This is a genomic window from Nitrosococcus wardiae, from assembly GCF_004421105.1.
Lineage (GTDB): Bacteria > Pseudomonadota > Gammaproteobacteria > Nitrosococcales > Nitrosococcaceae > Nitrosococcus > Nitrosococcus wardiae.
Genome location: NZ_CP038033.1, coordinates 2655913 through 2677107 on the forward strand (window position 1 = coordinate 2655913; position 21195 = coordinate 2677107).

General features: G+C 48.6%; 19 protein-coding genes and 1 CRISPR repeat array. Of the genes, 9 read left to right on the forward strand and 10 right to left on the reverse strand.

Going from position 1 to position 21195, the window contains the following annotated elements; genetic code table 11:
• Genes cas4 through cas2 form a run of 3 tightly spaced genes read left to right on the forward strand, consistent with a single transcriptional unit; the run spans position 1 to position 1975 of the window.
• The gene (cas4, locus tag E3U44_RS12655) at positions 1-651 is read left to right on the forward strand and encodes a CRISPR-associated protein Cas4 (protein WP_134358531.1); all 651 of its coding nucleotides are present in this window, start codon (positions 1-3) and stop codon (positions 649-651) included.
• Positions 636-1670, forward strand: coding sequence for a type I-C CRISPR-associated endonuclease Cas1c (gene cas1c / locus E3U44_RS12660; protein ID WP_134358532.1), 1035 nt, complete (start codon positions 636-638; stop codon positions 1668-1670). The genes cas4 and cas1c overlap by 16 nt, the downstream gene beginning before the upstream one ends.
• A 14-nt stretch (positions 1671-1684) precedes the next feature.
• Complete coding sequence (cas2, locus tag E3U44_RS12665) at positions 1685-1975, forward strand: CRISPR-associated endonuclease Cas2 (RefSeq protein ID WP_013032921.1); 291 nt, start codon at positions 1685-1687, stop codon at positions 1973-1975.
• A 177-nt stretch (positions 1976-2152) separates the two neighbouring features.
• Positions 2153-2904: a CRISPR direct-repeat array (repeat unit 37 nt; unit sequence GCATCACCCGTCCTTCGGGACGGGTGTGGATTGAAAC).
• Positions 2905-3035: 131 nt separating this feature from the next.
• Here the strand turns inward: cas2 and E3U44_RS20085 are convergent.
• Entirely contained in the window at positions 3036-3581 is a 546-nt protein-coding gene (locus E3U44_RS20085; protein WP_240761445.1) for a hypothetical protein, read from the reverse strand.
• Between the two features lie 199 nt (positions 3582-3780).
• On the opposite strand from E3U44_RS20085, the gene E3U44_RS12680 reads away from it, so the two are divergent.
• Both E3U44_RS12680 and E3U44_RS12685 read left to right on the forward strand, forming a co-directional pair.
• Positions 3781-7017, forward strand: a complete 3237-nt coding sequence (locus tag E3U44_RS12680; protein WP_134358533.1) for a hypothetical protein — start codon at positions 3781-3783, stop codon at positions 7015-7017.
• A 204-nt stretch (positions 7018-7221) separates the two neighbouring features.
• Positions 7222-8109, forward strand: coding sequence for an IS982 family transposase (locus E3U44_RS12685; RefSeq protein ID WP_134357379.1), 888 nt, complete (start codon positions 7222-7224; stop codon positions 8107-8109).
• Between the two features lie 163 nt (positions 8110-8272).
• Here the strand turns inward: E3U44_RS12685 and E3U44_RS12690 are convergent, their stop codons facing one another.
• Positions 8273-8956 (reverse strand): rhomboid family intramembrane serine protease, encoded by a 684-nt coding sequence (locus E3U44_RS12690; RefSeq protein ID WP_134358534.1) that lies wholly within the window; start codon positions 8954-8956, stop codon positions 8273-8275.
• A gap of 96 nt (positions 8957-9052) precedes the next feature.
• On the opposite strand from E3U44_RS12690, the gene E3U44_RS12695 reads away from it, so the two are divergent.
• On the forward strand, positions 9053-9820 hold the full coding sequence (locus E3U44_RS12695; RefSeq protein ID WP_134358535.1) for an alpha/beta hydrolase family protein: 768 nt from the start codon (positions 9053-9055) through the stop codon (positions 9818-9820).
• Here E3U44_RS12695 and E3U44_RS12700 read toward each other — a convergent pair.
• A complete protein-coding gene (locus E3U44_RS12700) occupies positions 9780-10541 on the reverse strand; it encodes a DUF3047 domain-containing protein (RefSeq protein WP_134358536.1) in 762 nt (253 codons plus the stop codon). The genes E3U44_RS12695 and E3U44_RS12700 overlap by 41 nt on opposite strands.
• 222 nt (positions 10542-10763) lie before the next feature.
• Between E3U44_RS12700 and E3U44_RS12705 the strand changes: the two genes are divergently transcribed.
• The gene (locus tag E3U44_RS12705) at positions 10764-12923 is read left to right on the forward strand and encodes an FAD-dependent oxidoreductase (protein WP_134358537.1); all 2160 of its coding nucleotides are present in this window, start codon (positions 10764-10766) and stop codon (positions 12921-12923) included.
• Positions 12924-12997: 74 nt separating this feature from the next.
• Here E3U44_RS12705 and E3U44_RS12710 read toward each other — a convergent pair whose 3' ends face one another.
• The 4 genes from E3U44_RS12710 to E3U44_RS12725 all read right to left on the reverse strand — a co-directional run bounded on the left by E3U44_RS12710 (position 12998) and on the right by E3U44_RS12725 (position 16304).
• Complete coding sequence (locus tag E3U44_RS12710) at positions 12998-13567, reverse strand: Uma2 family endonuclease (RefSeq protein ID WP_134358538.1); 570 nt, start codon at positions 13565-13567, stop codon at positions 12998-13000.
• A 293-nt stretch (positions 13568-13860) separates the two neighbouring features.
• The gene (locus tag E3U44_RS12715) at positions 13861-15270 is read right to left on the reverse strand and encodes a dihydrolipoyl dehydrogenase family protein (RefSeq protein ID WP_134358539.1); all 1410 of its coding nucleotides are present in this window, start codon (positions 15268-15270) and stop codon (positions 13861-13863) included.
• 224 nt (positions 15271-15494) lie between these two features.
• The gene (locus tag E3U44_RS20690; protein WP_134358540.1) at positions 15495-15779 is read right to left on the reverse strand and encodes a zf-HC2 domain-containing protein; all 285 of its coding nucleotides are present in this window, start codon (positions 15777-15779) and stop codon (positions 15495-15497) included.
• Between the two features lie 174 nt (positions 15780-15953).
• Positions 15954-16304 (reverse strand): EF-hand domain-containing protein, encoded by a 351-nt coding sequence (locus E3U44_RS12725; protein WP_134358541.1) that lies wholly within the window; start codon positions 16302-16304, stop codon positions 15954-15956.
• 151 nt (positions 16305-16455) lie between these two features.
• Between E3U44_RS12725 and E3U44_RS19675 the strand changes: the two genes are divergently transcribed.
• Both E3U44_RS19675 and E3U44_RS12735 read left to right on the forward strand, forming a co-directional pair.
• Positions 16456-17016, forward strand: coding sequence for a rhodanese-like domain-containing protein (locus tag E3U44_RS19675; protein WP_206054788.1), 561 nt, complete (start codon positions 16456-16458; stop codon positions 17014-17016).
• A gap of 503 nt (positions 17017-17519) precedes the next feature.
• Positions 17520-18224, forward strand: a complete 705-nt coding sequence (locus tag E3U44_RS12735; protein WP_134358542.1) for a response regulator transcription factor — start codon at positions 17520-17522, stop codon at positions 18222-18224.
• A gap of 90 nt (positions 18225-18314) precedes the next feature.
• Here E3U44_RS12735 and E3U44_RS12740 read toward each other — a convergent pair whose 3' ends face one another.
• Genes E3U44_RS12740 through E3U44_RS12750 form a run of 3 tightly spaced genes read right to left on the reverse strand, consistent with a single transcriptional unit; the run spans position 18315 to position 21155 of the window.
• Complete coding sequence (locus E3U44_RS12740) at positions 18315-18746, reverse strand: archease (protein WP_134358543.1); 432 nt, start codon at positions 18744-18746, stop codon at positions 18315-18317.
• 19 nt (positions 18747-18765) lie between these two features.
• A complete protein-coding gene (locus tag E3U44_RS12745) occupies positions 18766-19692 on the reverse strand; it encodes a CobW family GTP-binding protein (protein ID WP_134358544.1) in 927 nt (308 codons plus the stop codon).
• Positions 19693-19694: 2 nt separating this feature from the next.
• Positions 19695-21155, reverse strand: a complete 1461-nt coding sequence (locus E3U44_RS12750) for an RtcB family protein (RefSeq protein WP_134358545.1) — start codon at positions 21153-21155, stop codon at positions 19695-19697.
• Positions 21156-21195: the final 40 nt, after the last annotated feature.

Here is a 21195-nt window from a genome sequence, read left to right on the forward strand (position 1 = left end):
ATGGACCAGTCTGGCGATGATCTGGATGATGCGGTTCCCATCTCTGCCTTACAACACTACAGTTATTGTCCGCGGCAATGCGCCCTGATTCATATGGAGCAGACCTTTGACGAGAACCTCTATACGCTCCGAGGTCGGGCTGTGCATGAACAGGTGGATATGTCGGAAAGTCGGTTGGAAGAGGGCATGCGCATTGAACGTGCTCTGCCTCTTTATTCCCGGTGCGTGGGGTTGGTGGGGAAGGCGGATGTGGTGGAATTTGCTGTCGATGGTACACCTTATCCGGTGGAATATAAGCACGGCCCGCGTCGGTCGAGTGAACATGACGATATCCAATTGGCGGCCCAGGCTCTGTGCCTGGAGGAAATGACCGGCCGGGAAGTGTCTGTCGGGGCTATCTATCACCATAGCTCCCGTCGGCGGCGTGAAGTCGCAATTACCCCCGCCCTGCGCGATAGGGTGAAATCGATGGTGCCAAAAATCCGGGATATGCTGCGGACTGGTCAATTACCTCCTCCGGTTGCCGACGAGCGCTGTCGGCATTGCTCTCTCAAGGATTCCTGTCAGCCCCACACGGTAGCGGCAAAACAACGTTTGCATCGGTTGCATAGGGCTTTGTTCACACCGGAGGATGAATGCGCCAGCTCTTAAATACCTTGTTTGTCACTACCCCCAACGCCTATTTGCGTTTGGAAGGGGAAACACTGTGCGTGGAAGTGGAGCGGGAAAAGCGCCTGCAAGTGCCTCTCCATCATATTGGCAGTGTGGTGGCGTTCGGCGATGTCATGCTAACTCCCGCCGTCCTACGCCGCTGCGCCCAGGATGGACGAGGCGTGGTGTTGTTGGATCGGAATGGAGAGTTCAGTGCCCGGATAGAGGGACCTGTCAGCGGCAATATCCTGCTGCGTCAGGCCCAGCATGATGCCGCCGGTAATGCACTCACTGCATTGGGTATTGCCCGCGCCTGTGTTGTCGGCAAGTTGCGGAACGCCCGCCAAGTCCTGCTGAGGGGGGCTCGAGAAGCCAAAAATACTGAGGATACCCAGAGCCTGCAGCAGGCATCCCGGCTGTTAGCCAATCAGATCCGCAAGTTGCCGGAAGTAGTGGATCTAGATCTTGTACGCGGTTTGGAAGGGGATGGCGCCCGAATTTATTTCGCGGCTATTCCTTTACTGATTCGCGCTAATCAGCGTAAGGTGTTCAATTTTGAGCGCCGCAGTCGGCGGCCACCGTTAGACCGCTTCAATGCTTTGATTTCCTTTCTATATACACTTTTGGTAAATGATTGCCGTTCTGCCTTGGAAGGTGTAGGTCTAGATCCTCAACTGGGTTTTCTTCATGCAGTGCGCCCTGGCCGCCCTGCTTTGGCCTTGGATTTGATGGAAGAATTTCGCCCTATTATGGTGGACCGATTGGCGCTTACCCTTATTAATCGGGGCCAGTTGACAGAACAGAATTTCGAATCACGGGTTGGGGGAGCCGTTTATCTCAGTGAACAAGGCCGTAAGGTTGTACTTACCGCTTATCAGCAACGTAAGCAGGAAGAATTAACCCACCCCTTGTTAGAACAAACCGTAGCAATTGGTTTACTGCCCCATGTTCAGGCGCGCTTATTGGCACGCACATTAAGGGGGGAAATGGAGGGCTACCTACCTTTTCTAACCCGTTAAGGAAAATACAAGCTGTGTTAATTCTCGTGACTTATGACGTTTCCACAGAAACCCCTGCCGGCCGTCGGCGATTACGGCAAGTGGCCAAAGCCTGCTTGAATTATGGGCAAAGGGTACAAAAATCGGTATTTGAATGTAAGGTTGATCAGGCTGGTTTAGAGGCGCTACAGCGTTATTTGTTGAAAATTATTTGCGAAGAGGAAGATAGCCTTCGCATTTATCGTTTAACTGAACCACTGGAACGCAATGTCCAAGAGTTCGGTAAATTTCGTGCAGTAGATTTTGAGGCTCCGCTGATCGTATAACGCGAACCCTAAGTGGGCAATGAAAGGCTAGGAGGTTCGCGTATTATGTATGTCATTGAAATGCAATGGATGAATGTATCTATAGTTGCACATTTATGGGGTAAAGTGGATCAAAAAAGACCAGATCGCGCTATGCGTTTTGTGGAACCTGCAATATCATTATCTTGCGGCAATGCTGCATCACCCGTCCTTCGGGACGGGTGTGGATTGAAACTTTCATGCTCATCGCGCTAACTCCTCTGTTGTTTGCATCACCCGTCCTTCGGGACGGGTGTGGATTGAAACCGCCATGTCAAGCGCGAGCAATCCCCGGTGGATTCGCATCACCCGTCCTTCGGGACGGGTGTGGATTGAAACCATTTGGAGCCGTTCTTTTGATACCAATTCTCGAGGCATCACCCGTCCTTCGGGACGGGTGTGGATTGAAACCTCCTCCAGGCGGGCCACGCGCCCCAAGGCCCCGGCATCACCCGTCCTTCGGGACGGGTGTGGATTGAAACTTGAACCTGCTCCTCATAGCCTGGCCAGCGGTTGGCATCACCCGTCCTTCGGGACGGGTGTGGATTGAAACAAGTCTAACCGAGCGGGGATCGAGGGGGCGAAAGGCATCACCCGTCCTTCGGGACGGGTGTGGATTGAAACCAATCAGTTCATCAACCCAAGGCAAAGGATTATCGCATCACCCGTCCTTCGGGACGGGTGTGGATTGAAACTATGATGGCATTCCCATTACCACTTCAGGTAGTGGCATCACCCGTCCTTCGGGACGGGTGTGGATTGAAACCTATTGTGTTGTTGGCTTACCCGCCAAACGCTCGCCGCATCACCCGTCCTTCGGGACGGGTGTGGATTGAAACGCTGATAACATCAGCAAGACGCTGCAAACCTAAACGCATCACCCGTCCTTCGGGACGGGTGTGGGTCGAAAAATTAAAGGACACCCATTTAATTTGTTTGCGGATGTTTACAGTTACGAATCCCTATAAAGCTTAAGGCTGAAAGAGGCATTTCTTTTGAGGAGATCGTCTTCTATATAGAGCGGGGTGATGAAGTGGATATCTTAGAGCACCCCAACCAGGAGAAATATCCAGGTCAAAAGATTTCTGTGGTGGTGGTTGAGGAATACGCATACCTTGTTCCTTATGTAGAAACGGAGGAGACGGTGAATGCTTGAACCTGCCTCTGCCGGCCTGTTGAAGGGAATGAACCCGCGGGTGACGTTTCTTGGATAACCCTGTTGTTTGCTGGGGGCACCGGGGTCGGGATCCTTTTCTGGGCGGTCGCTCAAGTCCTCCTTCAACCGGGATACTGCCGGATTGTACCCGGCGCTCTTTTCCCCTGCGTAAGAGGGGGGCGGCAGCCAAAGTAAGTCAAAACGGCCTGCGCGAATCCAGTCGGCTTGTGCCCGGACGATCTCGTACCACCGCTTTTCGCCGAATTCCGGGAACCTTTCAGGATCCCCGTGACGGTGGGATTCCCAGTAGAATCCCTGAAGCATAACCCGACCATCTTCAAAACCTGCCTGCGCATAGGCCTCGGCAGAGCTTACCAGTGCTGCGGCTAAGAATAGCCACACTTTAAACCCCCCGAATCGTATCTTTTCCATGGTTATTCCTCCTGTTGTGGAGTCTCCTAGGCGCGAGGCGAAATATTCTAGAAATAATAGCCGGTCTTTCCTCAGGGTAAAAAAGGTCTGACAAAACCTCGACACCACAAAACAATCCTTCTAAGCTCCTATAAAAAGGCTTCTTGGAAATGCTTTTGTTGGTTTAAGCTCTCCAGGGGACTTATGCACGGGTGATATTTTGCGTGATACCCAACCACCGCAAGGATCTAATACCCCTCTTGTCGTCCTATTGTTGCTTATAGCGACGGCTGGTGGATTCTATTTTTATAAACCCTTTGAGACCTCGCGTCCTGGTGGCGAACCTACCTCCAGGGTTTCGACGCTCGGCCCCGAAGAGGTGCCAGCGCGGATGTGGCAGGATCCCTTCACTGCCGTTGATAAACACCCAACCACGGATAGTGCTATCTCTAAGGCGATACTTAGTGCGCTTTCTGGGAATAATAAGAATAGCAACAAGGATAATAATAAGTTTAGGGATTTAGCAAAGCAGATCATTAAATTCGGGATTGAAGAAGAAATCATTGTTATGCCCATCATGGTTTATGGCGGGCCTTATGCAGAGAGTGTCGAAACGCGCCGTCGGAGACGATATGCCGCATTGTCGGCGTTAGCCGTGTCTGACTATATGCCCTTGGACTCTCAACACCTCGGTTATTTTCAAATTCCTTGGGCTTCCAAGCTAGAATTTAGACATTCTCAAGAGAGCCCCAAAGGTAATTCTGACAAATTGTCTTGTCCAATCCAGCTAACAGAGATGACTTCGGGCGGTGAAAAGACATTGAAGGTTCCTTATGAATGGCTTGAGTGGAATGAGATTAAATATGAACCTTCTTCATCCCAACCTCCAGTGCTTGTCCTATGGTTAAACGATTATCTCTTTGCGGACTGCCCACTTGCACGATTAGCACAACTTTTCCAAGAGATAGAAGATAAAGTAGGGGAAGTTCAACCGGAAGAGGCCAATGCTCCCAGTCTGAGGTTCAAGGTAATGGGTCCTGCAGGCTCAACTACTTTACGCCGCATGGTGGAAGAAGCGTATCAGTTAAAAAAAGATAAAGAAAAAATTTCTTTCTTCCAAAAATGGGAAGTAGAAATCTATTCAGCGACCGCCACGGCAAGCGCGAAGTTGCTGCGAGCGGGTTTAGAAGAGAATTCCTTGGAGATCTCCAATAAGAATTCGAGAGAGAATTTAGCAAAAGAAGCGGAAGATAACTCAGAGCCCTGTGGAGGTGGCGGATTTAAATCCTTAAATAAGATCAGAGAAGCTCTCAAGGGTATCGGTATCTCCTTTTATCGCACCATCCCTTCAGATAGGCAATTAGCGCGGGTGGTGTGTAAGGAATTGGCTCTTCGTGGAGTTAATATTAATGATCCGCAGCATGTGATTGCCTTGGTTTCAGAATGGGATACCCATTATGGCCGGGCTTTGCCCGAGACTTTTGCTGATCTTTTTATAACAGAGACAAAAAGAAAAAATAGCATAAATGAAGCAAGCAGTCGCTGTCAAGGAGGCATCTGCCGCTACAGTTATCTCCGGGGGCTTGACGGTGAATTACCCCCTAATGGAAAGCAGGAATTACGTTCTCAGGAACAAGAGAATGGAAAGCAATGGGGTGAAATGGGAGATGCGAAATCCATAGAGCGATCCGTAGGTGTTAATCAATTCGATTACCTCCGTCGTTTCTCCCGACGTTTAGAACGTGAACTTGACTATCAGATTGAAGGCCAACGAGAGCTGAAGGCGATTGGTGTTTTAGGCAGCGATGTATATGACAAGTTCTTGGTATTACAAGCATTGCGCGATCGTTTTCCAACCGTTTTGTTTTTTTCCCATGATCTGGATGCGCGTTATGCTCATCCTGCAGAATCAAAGTGGGCAAGGAATTTGATTGTAGCTTCTGGCTTTGGCTTACAGCTTCAACCGGAGTTGCAAAAGGAAATACCTCCTTTTCGCGATAATTATCAAACTTCACTCTTTTTTGCCGTGCAACTCGCCCTTTGTCGTTCTCAAGAGAATAAGGGTAAATGCATACTTCAAAAAATTTTCCCCCTAATTGACCAAGAAGAATGTTGCGATCTTCAGCCGCTACTAAATTACCTGTTTTTAAAACCTCAACTCTTTGAAATAGGCAGGTTCGAACCGGTGGCGCTTCCTGTTAAGGCCAATAAGGAGGAGCAATGCTATTTTAATCCGAATTGCTCACCTCTTCATCCAAAGACAGAGTATTGGCCTTATTGGCAGGTTAAAAAAAATGTTGACACTATTGCTGCGGCCGTAGCTGCGATGGTAATTTTAATTTTGCTTTATCTTCTTTTAGTCAGCTTACTTTACCGGGCCTTTACGAAGTTTTGGGTAGCGATAGTTATTGGGCTTATTGTGGTAATGTTCCCTATTGTGATAATAGGGGTACTCGTCGCCTATGAAGGAATGGAGGGAGAACCTTTTGCACTTACTTCGGGAGTCAGCGTCTGGCCAACGGAAACGCTTCGTCTACTAGCTATAATTTTAATAGGAATACTTACTTACCGAGCCCACCATTTACTGCGTAAAAGCGACCGTGATCTCACCCAGCGCTATCATCTGCACGGAGAGGGCGAAATGTCAGCAACCCAGGTACAGGAATTATGGACCCACTATCTTGCGCAGCATACGGGGTGGCGTTTATTCGGGTATGCTTTCCTATCGCTTATGCTATTGTTATTGGGTGTATTTGTATGGATATTCTTTAATCTTAATGATGTTTTTAAATTTCTTTATGCTCGGTATATTTATCGAGGTGAGATTGCTTATGAGGCAGGCCGAATTATCTTAATAAGCGCCTTCATAGCTTTTACTTTTTTGTTATTTTACATTATGGGAATCACGAGCTTATGCCGGAAATTTATTACCGAATTGAGTGAGAAACCGGTTGATTGGCCGCAGCAAACCCTTAAAGAATTTTCTGAGAGACGAGGAATAAGCACTTGGAATGATTTGAATGATTGGTTAACTATTCAATTAATTGCCGAGCGGACACGTAGTGTAGAAGGCCTGAGTTCCTATCCTTTTTTTATTCTCTTTCTCTTAGCTATTTCACACAGCACTTTCTTTGATCGCTGGCTTTGGATGCCCGGACTTATTATATTTCTTTTGGTGATAATAGCTGCCCCAGTGATTGGCACAGTGCTGCTTAGGAATGCAGCGAAGAAAGCCCGCCAAAATATTCTTGACAGGATGAATCAAAGACTATCCCAAGCGATGAGAGATAAAGCTCAAGCACGGGTCGAGCAAATCCAGCTGATGATAGAAGAAATGAGGTCAAACCGCGAAGGTGCTTTTCGCTCCCTGGCGCAGCAATTAAAGATAATTTTGCTTCCCTTTGGGGGGGTCGGAGGAGCCGCATTGCTGGAATATATATTAAAGATCTATTCGTAGATTTTCGGTATTTTTCTCACCTAAGTGCTACAAACATGCATAGTGTAGCACAGGGAAGCAATATTGATGCCATATCTGGTGAGCTATCCTCGATCTAGTCGTTAAGACGTCAGTTCGACATAAGCGGGGGGCTGTTTTCATAGTCCTGGGTAGGAGATAGGATGTGCCTGTTCAGAGGGTTATTCAAAGAAGCAGGTGAGGGTCATGATAGATTTAGAGCGGGTTTTTTGTGAGGTCGATGATTTCTGCCAAGCGTTTGAACCCCAGTGGCATCAGCAGCTTCTACACTCAGGCGAGAGAAAGCGGCGAAAAACCTCAAGCCTGTCACTGAGTGAGGTGATGACGATTATCATTGCTTTCCATCGCTCGAACTATCGCACCTTTAAGCACTATTACACCGGCTATGTGGCGAAATACTGGCGGGGAGCCTTTCCTATGCTGGTCAGTTATCCCCGCTTTGTGGAACTGATGAGCTCGGCGTTGATTCCCTTGTGCAGTTATCTGCACACCCGTAAAGGCCAGGTCAGCGGTATTGGTTTTATTGATTCTACGCCCATTATCGTCTGCCATCGCCAACGGGCTCCTACCCATCAACTCTTTAGAAAAAAGTCCCACTGGGGCAAGAATTCCATGGGATGGTTTTATGGATTTAAGCTGCATTTGATCATCAACGATGAAGGGGAACTGCTCGCCTTCAAGCTGACCCCGGCCAATGTCGATGACCGCCAACCCGTTCCCGAGATGACCCGAGGGATGTTTGGAAAGCTCTTCGGGGATAAGGGGTATATTTCTCAGCCCCTCTTCGACCTCTTGTTTGAGCGGGACTTACAACTTATCACCAAGCTCAAGAAAAACATGAAAAACAAACTTCTTCCCTTGTTTGATAAGATCCTCACCCGAAAACGGGCCCTCATTGAAACGGTCAACGATCAGCTCAAAAATATCTCCCAAATTGAGCACACCCGCCATCGCAGCATCGCTAATTTTATGGTCAATCTAGTGGCCGCCCTGATTGCCTACACCTATCAGGACAAAAAACCCTCTCTTCACCTTCGCTTTCACCCCGATCAATCCTTACCCATCGGGATCTAGCTTATGTCGAACTGACGTCGTTAAGATTTTTGCCTATTAACCTGCACCCAGTATATCAGGTGAAGGTGATGTGCAATTGTCGGCCAGAATCAGGTGCGTTAACGGGGCTCCTGTGGGTTGGGCCTTATACTACCGTAATCTTGGACTAGAATAGAGCATTTTGCTAACGTTGATGGAATAGCTTCACATCGGAGCGTTTGAATAAAGGCAGCAGAACCATACCGGCCACAAACCCGCCAGCATGGGCGGCAAAAGCTATCCCGGCTTGATCACTGGGAGTCACTACGGATTGCAGTAGCTGGAATAGGAACCAGATGCCTAGCATCAGCCAGGCGGGTACCCAAACGAAGAAGAGGATGAAATAGGGTACCAACATTTTAATCTGAGCAAAGGGATGCAAGAGCAAATAAGCACCGAGGATGCCTGAGATGGCGCCGCTGGCTCCTACCATGGGGATAGTGGAAGAAGGGGCTATTAAGATCTGGGCTAGCGCCGCGGCTACGCCGCAGAGCAAGTAAAAGACGATAAAGCGGCCGTGCCCCATGGAGTCTTCTACGTTGTTACCAAATACATGAAGGTAGAGCATATTACCTAGCAGGTGCATGAAGCTGCCGTGTAAAAACATGGAAGTAAACAGGCTGAGTACAGGAGGAATCAGCAATTGAGGGTGGCCTAGAGGGGCATCAACCAAAGCCCGAGGGATGACCCCAAATAGGAAAACTGAGGCCTGAAAGCCCTCTTGGGGTAGGCTTAACTGCCAGAAGAAAACCAGCACGCAGGTCGTAATAAGAATCCAGTTAATCAGGGGGGCACGCTGGACGGGATAGTTATCACTGACTGGAATCATGTTTGTTTCCTTTTCTCGAACCATTACTTAGACTCTATTCTACCGGCTTAACAGTAATCCCTACAGGTTCTTAATAGATATATGAAGGAGATAGAAATGCCTGCTGTGGAAGTCGAACGCGTGAATTTTTCCGGTCACCAGGGTGATGAATTGGCGGCTCGGTTGGATCGGCCCCATGAGACGCCTTTAGGCTATGCATTGTTTGCCCATTGTTTTACCTGCTCTAAGGACTTCTTTGCAGTGACCCGGATTAGCAACACTTTGGCGGAGCGGGGGATAGCCGTTTTAAGATTTGACTTCACGGGCTTGGGCAGTAGCGGGGGGGATTTTGCCAATACTAACTTTTCTTCCAATATTGCGGATCTGGTGCAAGCGGCTTCTTTCATGGGAGAGCACTACCAAGCCCCTCAGTTACTTATTGGACATAGCTTAGGTGGAGCGGCGGTATTGGCTGCTGCAGGCGAAATTCCTAAAACCCTGGCCGTGGCCACGATCAGCGCTCCTAGCGATCCAGCCCATGTTAGCCAACTATTTGCCAAATCGATATCTGAACTCGAAGACCAGAGTGAAATTGAAGTTCAACTAGCGGGGCGTTCTTTCCAAATTCAAAAACAGTTTTTGGACGATATTGGCGAGCATAATCTACTTCAGAAAGTAAAGTCGCTTCGGAAAGCGTTGATGATCTTCCATGGGCCCAAAGATACGATAGTTGGCATTGAGCATGCCCGGCATATTTTCGAGGCTGCGAAACATCCCAAGAGCTTTGTGTCGTTGGATGACGCCGATCATTTACTGTCTCGAAGAAAAGATGCCATTTTTGTCGCTAATGTATTGGCGGCTTGGGCAGAGCGGTATTTGACTTAACCACGAGATTACGGAAACAGGCCCTAACCGTTTCACCGGTATCATCACTGTCGGTCATTATGGCCACTGAATGGACCGGTGGGGGATCGGCTTTGAAGGCTTGCTGGTACCCCTGCAGAATATTGACTTCCTGCCGAACCCATTCTCCGGCCCGGTTATTTCCCCTTTGAAGTGCTACCATTTGGGCATGTTCTGTGTAAGGGCTGGAAACAATTTTTCCGATCTCAAGTTGATTCGCCCAAATGAAATTTAATGTTTGTCCTGGGATATCCTGGCCATAGAAGGTTTCAAACACCGCTGCTTTGGTTCGTTCCCACCAACTTAGCCGGACATCCCGTTCAAAATTAATGTATATCCGGGCCGCGTAATCGTCTCCTTCCTTCTTCCGAGTATCCCCTTTTTCAAGCACGCGGTCGATTTTCCATTCCCAGCTTAACAGTGGGTATTCTTCCAGCGTGCCGGGGAACTCAATAGCCATCCCCGAAGCTGAGTCCTCAGCCAAAGCACAAACAGCCTGGATTTCTTCCTTGAAGATATACTGGGTTTCTGCTGTTCGGGGGAAAGTTATTTTTTTCCATTGTTTCCATGCGGCAGCATCCTGAAATCCAAGCTGGACATCTTCAGCCTGTACAGGAGTGATTCCTGCTGTTAGTCCCCATAAAGCGGCAAAAGCCGTCCTTAACAAACGCTCTTTATTCCTAAACAATAATTCAGCGAACATGGTGGGTGACCTTTCTTGCCTTTCGTTTTTTGTTGTTTGGAAGAGTGGATTGTTACAACAGGTTTGGTCTTAGAGGGCAATTTTTTCGAAAAATAGTTATCCAATCGGCTTCGTACATGTGTAACAATAGCCGTACTGCGGCGTCAATATCACCATACCCCTTATATTGAGGCGCTATACGATGGTTTAGAATGTCTCACTCAACATAGCAGGAACAAGTGGATGGGAATGTTTTCGATGAAGCGCCTAGGGCTTATCGTTCTAATTTTAATTCTAGTCAGCGCCTTCTTTTACTTTGAGGGACCTCAATATCTTGATCTTGATGTTTTAAAAGCGCAGCAAGAACGGCTTCAGCAAACTATTGCAGGAGCGCCGGTGGTTTCGGTGACGGTGTTCTTCATCGCTTATGTTTTGGTCACTGCCCTCTCTTTGCCGGGGGCAGCGGTGATGACCATTGCGGGAGGGGCCTTATTTGGCTTGCTAGCCGGTACTCTCATCGTTTCCTTTGCGTCCACATTGGGTGCGACATTGGCTTTTTGGTCTTCCCGCTTTCTGTTTCGAGAATCGCTCCGCCAACGGTATGACAAAACTGTCCAACGGGTAGATGAGCGAATGGCCGTCGATGGTCCCTTTTATCTGGCTAGCCTGCGGCTAGTGCCGGTTTTTCCCTTTTTTGTGATCAACCTTGTCATGGGGCTGACCGGAATTCGCACCTGGACTTTTTATTGGGTGAGTCAGTTGGCCATGCTCCCCGGCACGATCGTTTATGTGAATGCGGGTACTCAGTTGGCGGCGATCAAGCAGGTAGGCGATATTTTGTCGCCCCCGTTGCTGTTTTCCTTTTTACTGTTGGCGTTGTTTCCTCTTATTGCCAAGTTTCTACTGGCGCTTCTCAAACGCGCTCGCCTTTATAGGAAGTTCACTAAGCCTAAGCGCTTTGACTACAATTTGGTGGTGATCGGCGCCGGTTCGGCGGGTTTGGTATCGGCTTATATTGGCGCCGCAGTGAAAGCTAAAGTCGCTTTGATTGAGCGGGATAAGATGGGCGGCGATTGCCTCAATACCGGCTGCGTTCCTTCCAAAGCGCTGATTAAATCGTCGCGGATGGCCGAGGCCATGCGCCAGGCGGACCATTACGGCTTGCCCGTGGTCAGTCCACAGATCCCTTTTGCGCCGGTGATGGAACGCATTCAAAAGGTGATCAAGCAAGTCGAGCCCCATGATTCGGTGGAGCGCTATACCCGCCTGGGGGTGGATTGCATCCAAGGGGAGGCGACTCTCATTTCCCCCTGGGAAGTGGAAGTAAAAGAGACCGAGGGTTCCACTCGCCGTGTCACCGCCAAGGCCACCATCATTGCCACAGGCGGTCGCCCCTTTGTGCCGCCCATCGAAGGTATCGACCAAGTTGAGCCGCTGACTTCCGATACCATTTGGCAACTGAGAAAACTTCCCCAACGGCTGCTGGTGCTGGGGGGCGGTCCTATCGGTTGTGAGTTAGCCCAGGCCTTTGCTCGGTTAGGCGCGCGGGTCACCCAAGTGGAAATGGGTGAGCGATTGCTATCCAAGGAGGATCCGGATACCAGTGCCGAGATTCTGAGACATTTTGGTGAGGAAGGCATTGAAGTGAAGTTGCAGTATAAGGCCGCTCGGTTTGCCATTGAGGAAGGTGAGAAAGTGGCCTACTGTGAGCACCCGCAGGGGGAGTTGCGGATTCCCTTCGATCAGGTCTTGGTGGCTGTAGGCCGCAGGGCCAATACCGAGAATCTAGGCTTAGAAAACCTGGGCCTCAAAACCAGCCAGGGGGGTACTTTGCCGGTGGAGGAAGACATGAGCGTTTGCTATCCAAATCTATTTGCCTGTGGTGACGTCGCCGGCCCTTATCAGTTTACCCATGTGGCGGCTCACCAGGCCTGGTTTGCGGCGGTCAACGCCCTGTTCGGCAACTTCAAGCGCTTTAGGGTGGATTACTCAGTGATTCCCTGGGTCACCTTTACTTCCCCTGAAGTGGGTCGGGTCGGCCTCAATGAAACGGAGGCCAAAGAGCAAGGTGTGGAATACGAAGTGACCCACTATGATCTTGAGGATCTGGATAGGGCCATTGCTGAAAGCGAAGCCTACGGTTATATCAAAGTGCTGACGCCGCCGGGCAAAGATCGCATTCTGGGCGCGACGATTGTCGGTCCTCATGGGGCTGAGTTGTTGATGGAATTCATTCTTGCTATGAAGCACAAGATTGGCCTCAATAAGCTTCTGGGGACCATTCATCCCTATCCCACCTGGAATGAAGCGGTTAAGTTTACGGCGGGGGAGTGGAAGAAAGCCCATGCCCCTGAGAAATTATTGCGCTGGTTAGAGCGCTTTCATCACTGGCGCATTGGCTAGGGATGAATCGCCATGAGGTGTTCCAATTTTTATAGGGCCTCAAGGGTTTCGGTGGGGCTTATTTCACTCCTTTTTTAAAAGAGATCGGATAGATCCAAGTTGATCGTCGGCAGTAGTTTCAGCGAGAGGGCGCTTAAAGAGGGAGGAGATATGGCTTCTCGATAATCATGGCCACGGGGTGAGCGGAACAGGGTCAGTGCCTTGTTCACCAAATCCACCAGCCACACCTCGGGAATGCCGTGCTCAGCGTATAGGGGAATCTTGATATGGCGGTCGTACTGGAGGGAAGTATCCGCTACCTCAATGATCAGCAAAACATCTTCAGGTCGTGGATGGGAAGATTTATAGAAATCATCTCGGGGTTGTAAAAGCATGATATCAGGTTCAGGTTCTGAATATTTATCGAGGATTATCGGGTCCTGAGTGGAGACGATAGCAGTTTGGCCGATTGCTAAATGAAGCAATCGACTTAACTGTTTTACCGTCCCAGCATGTTGGCTGCCGATCGGTGCCATATCGAGCAGTTCCCCTTCAATCAACTCTATCCTGGAATCCTCATGCAGGATACCGGCTTCACCCATGCGGTGGTAATCGCTGATGGTCAGCCGATGTCTTTGAAGCAGATCTTGAGCGGTGCCTGACATAATAAATCACCTACTATTTTGTCCCGGCCTATAGGGATGCTCTCATCTTCTGCGATTCTATAACGGAAGCCAAATATCAGCCAACAGATTAAATAAAAACTCGAAACCGAGCAGCTCCTGCCTCAGTCCCATGGGAAGTGTTGCCAGGATAAGGATCCTATATTTTTTAAGTAAATCGATAATATTCTGTAGCCCTAAAAGCCTATATTTATTGAGTAAATTTTCGGGATTCCAGGCGAAGAGAATACCTGCATCTGCGTTATGGAGGCGCTCCTGTAAAAGTTGGATTAGGCCTAGGCGCCAGGGCATTCAATCCCAGTTTCCGAGCAAAGCTTACGGGCTAGAGAGCGGAGGAGTTCCGCATAGGTAGGATGATACCAGGTCATGTGCACAATATCTTGTAGGGTCCCTCGGTAATAGAGAATGGGGGCGAGAAGTTGGATCAGCTCCGGTGCGGAAGAAGGACCCAAAATTTGGGATCCCAGGACACGGCCCTTTGCCCGATCAGCTACCAATTTCCAAAGGCCCCAAGGAAGATCCTCAAGAATACCCACGCCGAGGGAGGATAAATCCTGGGTCGCTGAAATGACATCGTACCCTTGTGTTTTGGCCTCTTTCTCCGTCAAGCCGATCAGGGCCGAAGGGTATTCGTCGAAGGTAACCGCTAAGGTATTCTTCTGATAATCCATGGCCATTGCGGGTTCGCTGCGGGCCGCATTGATACCGGCCACCCGGCCCATCTCTGCTGCATAATGCAGTATCTGGTGGTGATGGACCACATCACCTGCGACATAGATTTGGGGATTGCTGGTTTGGAGGTGCTCATCATGCCATATGGTTGAGTTTTCTACCCGCACATGGGCGTTTTCCAGGGCCAGGGTCTCAATATTCGGTTTTCGGCCAGTAGCAATTAATAGCCTATCAGCATAGCGTTCAAGCAGCGTGTCCTTATGGGCAATGCGGCATAACACCCCGTTCGCTGTATCTGTCACCGACTGGAGTTCTCCAGGTACCAGGCCATCCATGTGAGGTGTGGCCTGCAGAGCGCGAAGCCGCGCTTGGCCAAACTCCGGATCAAAGGGCTCTAAGAGGCCGTTGATATCAATCACAAGCACTTCCGTTCCCACCCGTGCAAAAAAAGTGGCCAGTTCTAAGCCAATAGGTCCGCCGCCAAGTACTAGTAGACGTTTGGGCGCCTCGCCCAGGAGAGTCTCTGTGCCTACAATATCGTCGCTGACGAGCACGCGCCCGGAAGGCAAGCGCTCAAGCCCCTCTATGGGAGGAACCCAGGCGTGCGCCCCGGTGGCGACCACATAGTTTCTAGCGCACAGATGCCGCACTTTTCCCTTGTGGGTGACCTCCACTCCTTCAGGACCTGGCAAAAACCGCGCGCTTCCTTTAATGAGGGTATAGGGCGCCTGTTGCATCTTTCCTTTGAGGGCGCGAGCAAGGCGAGTAAGATGTACGTCTTTGCGGTATATCGCTTCTGAGAATAGATGCCCCTGAGCAGATGAAGCCAGCACGCTCTTCGAAGGCATACACCCTTCTTGCACACAGGTATTGAACATATCAGGGGTATAAATCATCCCCACCCGGGAGGCCCCTGCTTCGCAAGCCGCCTGGGCCGCGTTGGTTCCGGCTGTACCCCCACCGAGCACAAGCACATCAAAGCGATCTTTGGTTGAGACAGAGACGGGTGGCATGGGGTATTTCCTCCTTTTTTTGCTGCTTGGCTTAGCAGCCTGTGCTGCACTTTATCTATTACAGGATCTGGATAGGAAATTTGGAGTCCATAAAAAATAATTTCTGCTGGGACTCAATTTTCAAATTAAACTGTAACAACCCCTTCCTGATATGAGTCTAGAATAATAGACAATTTGGAAGATATCTAATAAAAATGTGAACTAATCTAGAGTTACGTAGTTTGTCATTTCCGCCTATGGGGGAATGACGACTCCGGCCTTTCGCGTATGATCTTCTGGGCGTGAAAAATAGGTCTTAAGGTTGTCGATCTGCTTATTGATAGCTTCCTCATAAATTCCGGGTTTAGACATTTTTTAAAGGCTATGGTCACCGCACGGAGCTGCCGTAGATAACGGCGGCAATGATGGCAGAGAAGAAGATGCAAGCGTATACCGAGGCGTTGCCGATAGGGCGGTGTGTTTTCCAGATAGTCGCTTGCTTTTTCGGTCACTTCCCGGCAGCTTAGCATCTTTTTCCCTTTTCGGAATTTTCGACGACTTACAGTGAAAAGAACCACAACTCATCGAGCTCCAGCCCTTTTTAAACACTATCCATTTTAGCCTTCGCAGGTATTTTACCTGCCAAAGGAATAGTTAATACTAGTTTCACCTAGGAATTGAGAATGAGAAGGGGAGAAATACGCTTATTCCTGGGGTGATGTAAACTCTTGGATAGATTCTTCTATGAGGTGAGTCTCAAAGGCACTGAACTCAGAGCGGTCGATTTTCTGGTCACTATTCTTATCCACTTGGTCAAATTTATCATTCAGTGTCTGCCAACTTTTGGCTTCGGCTTTGCCAAGATAGCTATCTTGGTCTTTATCTAGTTCTGAAAAGGTGGGTTGCCGCGAAATCCAGTGCTCTTGTTCCGTATTTTGTTGTGGTAGGTTCTGTTCTGCATGGGGAGGCATTCCTGGGAGAAGCCATAAGCTAATAGCAGATATAAAAAAAATTTTTTTATTTATTAATCTAATAGGAGAAGTGAATTTATTCATAGTGCTTATCTTCCTTACGATACACTCCGCTAGAAACAAAAAGATTGTAGTATAATTAACCGAATTTTATATATTTTATTGGTTGCGATCCCAAGGATTTTTACTTTAATTAACTTTATGAATTATATACCAGGAGGTGCTATATTCCTATGTGGTCGCAGCTAGTAGGGGTTGTGGGTATTGCCTCTGGACAGAGACAACCTTTGCTTTACGCTTCTTTCAAAAAATATTTGTAACCTTTTCTAAACGCTGGCCCGTTTCCTCTATCGCTTGGTCAATTTTTTCATCGGCGCGTTCAGCCGATCCTTGTTGCTCACCGTTGACTAATCAGGTGTTGCATGCTACCGCAGGGGTGGTGAAAATAGGAGGAACTTCTATGAAGACATTAACACGTAATGAATTAAACGCCATGTTGGAACAACATGAAGATTTTTTATTGATTAATGTGTTATCCGAAGATGCCTTCCGGCAGGCCCATATTCCAGGTTCTTATAATATTCCAGCTGCAGACAAAAATTTTATTCATAAAGTTGAGCAGAAAGCGGGTAGCAAGGATAAGAAAATCGTTGTTTACTGTGCAAGTTTTGATTGTTCTGCTTCGCCTTCGGCTGCTAAGCAACTAGAGCAAGCAAGTTTTACTCAAGTGTATGATTATGAAGGTGGTACCAAAGATTGGAAAGAGGGGGGATATCCCGTAAAGGGCGAGGGTTAACCCTTCAATTTTCTTAACCGGGACTGCTATAGCAGCTCCCATTGAGATGGAACTTCATTGGCTTTGGGGTCACGCTGACCCCAAGCGCCCTAGGACTCATTATTTACTCAGTTAGGGATGGCACACGGCATTCAAGGTAAAGATTCATTAGGCGTTTAAATGTATCGTGGGTGGGCTCTTAGCCTACTTCCTTTTTTAAATAGGCTTATTTTGCAATACATTTTTCAAATAAAAAAACTTCTGAAGCTCAAGGGCTAGAATCTATTCTGCCTTTCTTAAACCTACTCCCGGTTTTTTTGATTGCGTGTCTTTATCTATAAAGTGTCGTGTGGTAGCGACATAATTTCTGATATTTTTTACTCTAATTTTTCATAAGTTATTGTTTTAATTATAAATATAAATATGGCTTTTATTTTGCATATGAATAGATAATTTTGTTTTAGGTAGGCATTCTTGGGGAATGCTATCCCAAAAAATCTATATAAATTTAGTAGGAGGTGGGTATGGGTATGAAGGATCAATGCCTAGAAAATGCTATCACTGATTCCAACACGCTACTGCAATACGGGCTTAACGTAAGGCAGTACGATAACCAAGCGGGAAGCATCTTTATTATCCATAGCGATAAAAAGGAGCGGCATGCATTGCATCAGATGTGTGCTTCGGGGGGATGGGAGATTAAAAATTTTTCTTCAGCGGAAGCTTTTTTGGATGAATTTGACCCTGTGCGTCCAGGTTGTCTGCTACTCGACATCCATGTACCCAAGATGGGGGGGTTGTCGCTCCAGAGACAATTACGAGAGCGGAATAGTTTGTTGCCTATTTTGTTTATCTCCTCCCATGGAACAGTCCCTGAGGCGGTGGAGGCGATCCACGGGGGCGCCGTCGACTTTTTTACGAATCCTTTGCAGAAAACGGTGCTATTAAAACGTCTTTGGACCTGTATGGATATGGACCGAGCTGCTCGGGAAAAACAACGAAAGCGGGAAGAAATTACTGCGCGGATAGCTCAGCTTACTCAACGGGAACAGGAAGTTATGGAACTGGTGGTAAAGGGGCGATTGAACAAATTGATTGCCTCTGATTTGGGGATTAGCATCAAAACAGTTGAAACTCACCGAGCACAGGTGATGAAAAAACTCCAAGTAAGGACCCAGGCTGATCTGATCCACTTGTTTTTGTTATATTCTGACAAGATGGAGCATTAAAGTATCCGTTATTCTCCAGATTAAGTTCCGGTTAAACCGGAACTTAATCTGGAGAATAGAAAATTCGATATTCTGCATAGCAACGTCTTACTAGATGTCAAGGATTATATTAGCTGTCCAACCATTTTCATCTTGCTCCAAGCTAAAGCGGTGCAGGGTCACTGCCTTAACGTCAACTCCTTGTTCATGGCGGTGGGGATTGAGCTTTTCTCCTACTGCGTCGGTTTGCAGGTAATAGGTCCCCTGTTCTTCCCGAATGGCCACCTTGGGCGCACGTAGCAATAACTGTTCTGAATCTTTGTAATAAATTAGCTCTTGCAGAAAATCGAAAAGCAGCATATCGGCAGTCTCGTTCTCTAAAGTGATCGAGCAGTGTTGTTTAGGTTTAATGGAATTTAAGTCCTCGATCATCACGTTCATGGTGGCGTCGGCTGCAGAACTGAAAACTTCGCCAAGATCTGGTCCCCAAGCCCGAAACTCCACATCGGCTATCGCGACTTCATCGAGAAATTGGTAAGGCATTGGATTGAATGCTCCTTCTTTAGCTGGCAGCGTTAGTAAAGGGGCTCGGCGCCACTTGCGAGATCTCGCAGGCTCGTAATGATTCCCTAATTTGAGCTTCCTTCGGTTTGATGTTTGAGCCAATAAACACCAGAAGTCCGGTTTCTTCTTCGGATAAAGGTTCCAGTGTCCATCGTCTATTGACATAATTAAAAAGATAGCTTCTGTCTGGAAAAGGCACGAATCCTTTAGCTCGGTAAATTTCAGGCCCAAGTTCTTTGACAAGGCGCTCAAAGCAGCTTCGCTGCAGGGGGCCTGTTGGACGATAGCTGAAAGATTCGTATTCAGGCTGGTGGGAGTATTCCGCAGGTTGCACTTTCTGATGATGAACAAGCCCAAACAGCAGTTCAGGATCCACCTGACAATAAGTAGTGGGAATAATCGGTGCGCTTGAATTGAGGGTGCGTAACCTAGTTTGGAGCGATTGCTGCTGGTGGGGGGACACCAGGTCGGACTTGTTCAGCAGCAGTAAATCAGCTGCTTTGATTTGGACTTGGATCGTGTGCCCCACATCTGGAAATGCCACCATCGCATCGGCATCCATGATAGTGATGACGCCGTCCATCCGGATTTGAGGAATCAGGTCCGAGACATCAAAAACCAGGGCATCAGGTTCAGCGACACCGGTGGCTTCCACTACAATGGCCTCCGGCGTCGCGGTTTCAATAATTTCTTCGAGGGCGGCCTCAAATTCTCCCATCAGCGAACAACATACGCACCCCCCCTCCAGCTCGATAATTTGTAAGTTCTTGCCTTTGACTAGCTTGCCATCAATACCGAATTCTCCAAATTCATTGATGAGGAGAGCAAGGCGCAGGGCAGAAGACTGGACCATGTGCTGCAGCAGTGTGGTTTTGCCGGAACCTAAAGGTCCAGTGAGGAGAATGAGAGGAGTTTGGATGGGCATGATTATCCTTTGATGTTGCCAATGGGGATAAAGCGCACTACCGGTTTACTGAGACCGGCAAGATCCGTGGCTGTTACCACCTCATCAATATCCTTGTAAGCGCCACCTGCTTCTTCAGCCACCCCTCGTTTGGAGACGCTACGAATATAAATGCCCCGTTCTTCCAGTTGACTGAGTAAGGCCTCGCCCTGCCATTGTTTTCGTGCTTTGCGGCGGCTCATGGTGCGGCCACTGCCGTGGGCGGTACTAAAGAAGGTTTGGGCGCCGTCCGGAGTGCCAATCAGCAAATAAGAGCCGGTTTCCATGCTGCCCCCAATGATGACAGGCTGGCCCACTTGGCGATAGATTTCCGGAAGTTCGGATCTGCCAGGGCCAAAGGCCCGGGTGGCTCCTTTACGATGGACCAATAACGTTCGCTGTTTGCCGTTGACTTGATGGGGTTCTAATTTTGCTGTGTTATGGGCGACATCATAAATCATGTGCATGCCGAGATCTTCTGTCGAGCGTCCCAAAACTTCTGCAAAGACCTCCCGAACTCGATGCAGAATAACTTGTCGATTGGCGAATGACATATTGAGGGCGCATTTCATCGCTGCAAAATAGTCCTGGCCTTCCGGTGAATGAAAGGGGGCGCAGGCAAGTTCCCGGTCCCGGATTTCTAAGCCGTATTTGCTGGTCATCACTTTGAGGAACCGTTGCAGATAATCGGTCGCGACCTGATGGCCAAAACCTCGGCTACCACAATGGAACATGATCACCACCTGTTCCGGCAGATCCAGTCCAAAGAAACGGGCAAGTGTTGGATCATAGATATTTTCTGGATGGACGACCTGGATCTCAAGGTAATGATTGCCTGAGCCTAGCGTCCCTAGTTGGTTGAGTCCCCGATCAATGGCCCGTTCGCTGATCTTGGCCGGCTCCGCACCGCCAATAACTCCCCCTTCTTCGGTGCGTTCTAGATCCTCTTCCCATCCCAAGCCTTGTTGTACGCACCAGCGGGCACCCTGTTGGCATACCTGGCGGAATTCAGACCGGGAAACCTTGAGTAGACCGCTGCTTCCCACTCCCGCGGGTATTTGTTTGAAAAGCCGATCTACCAGGGTTTTCAAATGGGGTTTAACTTCTTTATAGCTGAGATGGGTTTTTATGAGGCGCATGCCGCAGTTAATGTCAAAACCAATCCCCCCGGGTGAGATAACACCATCGTTATCCACATCCATGGCAGCCACCCCGCCAATGGGGAACCCATAGCCGAAATGCCCATCAGGCATACAGAAGGCGTATTGGGTGATGCCCGGAAGACAGGCCACATTGCTGATTTGGTCATAAACGGTCTCATCCATGGCGCGGATAATCTTTTCTGTGCCATAGATTCGCGCCGGGACCCGCATTCCCGCTTTGAAGGAACGGGGGAGTTCCCAAATGGTCTCTGTGACTCGCTCTAGCTGATTGAGAGTTGCCATAAGATCAAATCACCGAATTTGTTTGCCATATGATGAATCT

What these genes read in the sequence shown, in the direction of transcription:
- cas4 (WP_134358531.1), top strand. Translation starts at nt 1, where the DNA reads ATGGACCAGTCTGGCGATGATCTGGATGATGCGGTTCCCATCTCTGCC.
- cas1c (WP_134358532.1), top strand. Translation starts at nt 636, where the DNA reads ATGCGCCAGCTCTTAAATACCTTGTTTGTCACTACCCCCAACGCCTAT.
- E3U44_RS20085 (WP_240761445.1), bottom strand. Translation starts at nt 3,581, where the DNA reads ATGGAAAAGATACGATTCGGGGGGTTTAAAGTGTGGCTATTCTTAGCC.
- E3U44_RS12685 (WP_134357379.1), top strand. Translation starts at nt 7,222, where the DNA reads ATGATAGATTTAGAGCGGGTTTTTTGTGAGGTCGATGATTTCTGCCAA.
- E3U44_RS12690 (WP_134358534.1), bottom strand. Translation starts at nt 8,956, where the DNA reads ATGATTCCAGTCAGTGATAACTATCCCGTCCAGCGTGCCCCCCTGATT.
- E3U44_RS12695 (WP_134358535.1), top strand. Translation starts at nt 9,053, where the DNA reads ATGCCTGCTGTGGAAGTCGAACGCGTGAATTTTTCCGGTCACCAGGGT.
- E3U44_RS12700 (WP_134358536.1), bottom strand. Translation starts at nt 10,541, where the DNA reads ATGTTCGCTGAATTATTGTTTAGGAATAAAGAGCGTTTGTTAAGGACG.
- E3U44_RS12705 (WP_134358537.1), top strand. Translation starts at nt 10,764, where the DNA reads ATGGGAATGTTTTCGATGAAGCGCCTAGGGCTTATCGTTCTAATTTTA.
- E3U44_RS12710 (WP_134358538.1), bottom strand. Translation starts at nt 13,567, where the DNA reads ATGTCAGGCACCGCTCAAGATCTGCTTCAAAGACATCGGCTGACCATC.
- E3U44_RS12715 (WP_134358539.1), bottom strand. Translation starts at nt 15,270, where the DNA reads ATGCCACCCGTCTCTGTCTCAACCAAAGATCGCTTTGATGTGCTTGTG.
- E3U44_RS20690 (WP_134358540.1), bottom strand. Translation starts at nt 15,779, where the DNA reads ATGCTAAGCTGCCGGGAAGTGACCGAAAAAGCAAGCGACTATCTGGAA.
- E3U44_RS12725 (WP_134358541.1), bottom strand. Translation starts at nt 16,304, where the DNA reads ATGAATAAATTCACTTCTCCTATTAGATTAATAAATAAAAAAATTTTT.
- E3U44_RS12735 (WP_134358542.1), top strand. Translation starts at nt 17,520, where the DNA reads ATGGGTATGAAGGATCAATGCCTAGAAAATGCTATCACTGATTCCAAC.
- E3U44_RS12740 (WP_134358543.1), bottom strand. Translation starts at nt 18,746, where the DNA reads ATGCCTTACCAATTTCTCGATGAAGTCGCGATAGCCGATGTGGAGTTT.
- E3U44_RS12745 (WP_134358544.1), bottom strand. Translation starts at nt 19,692, where the DNA reads ATGCCCATCCAAACTCCTCTCATTCTCCTCACTGGACCTTTAGGTTCC.
- E3U44_RS12750 (WP_134358545.1), bottom strand. Translation starts at nt 21,155, where the DNA reads ATGGCAACTCTCAATCAGCTAGAGCGAGTCACAGAGACCATTTGGGAA.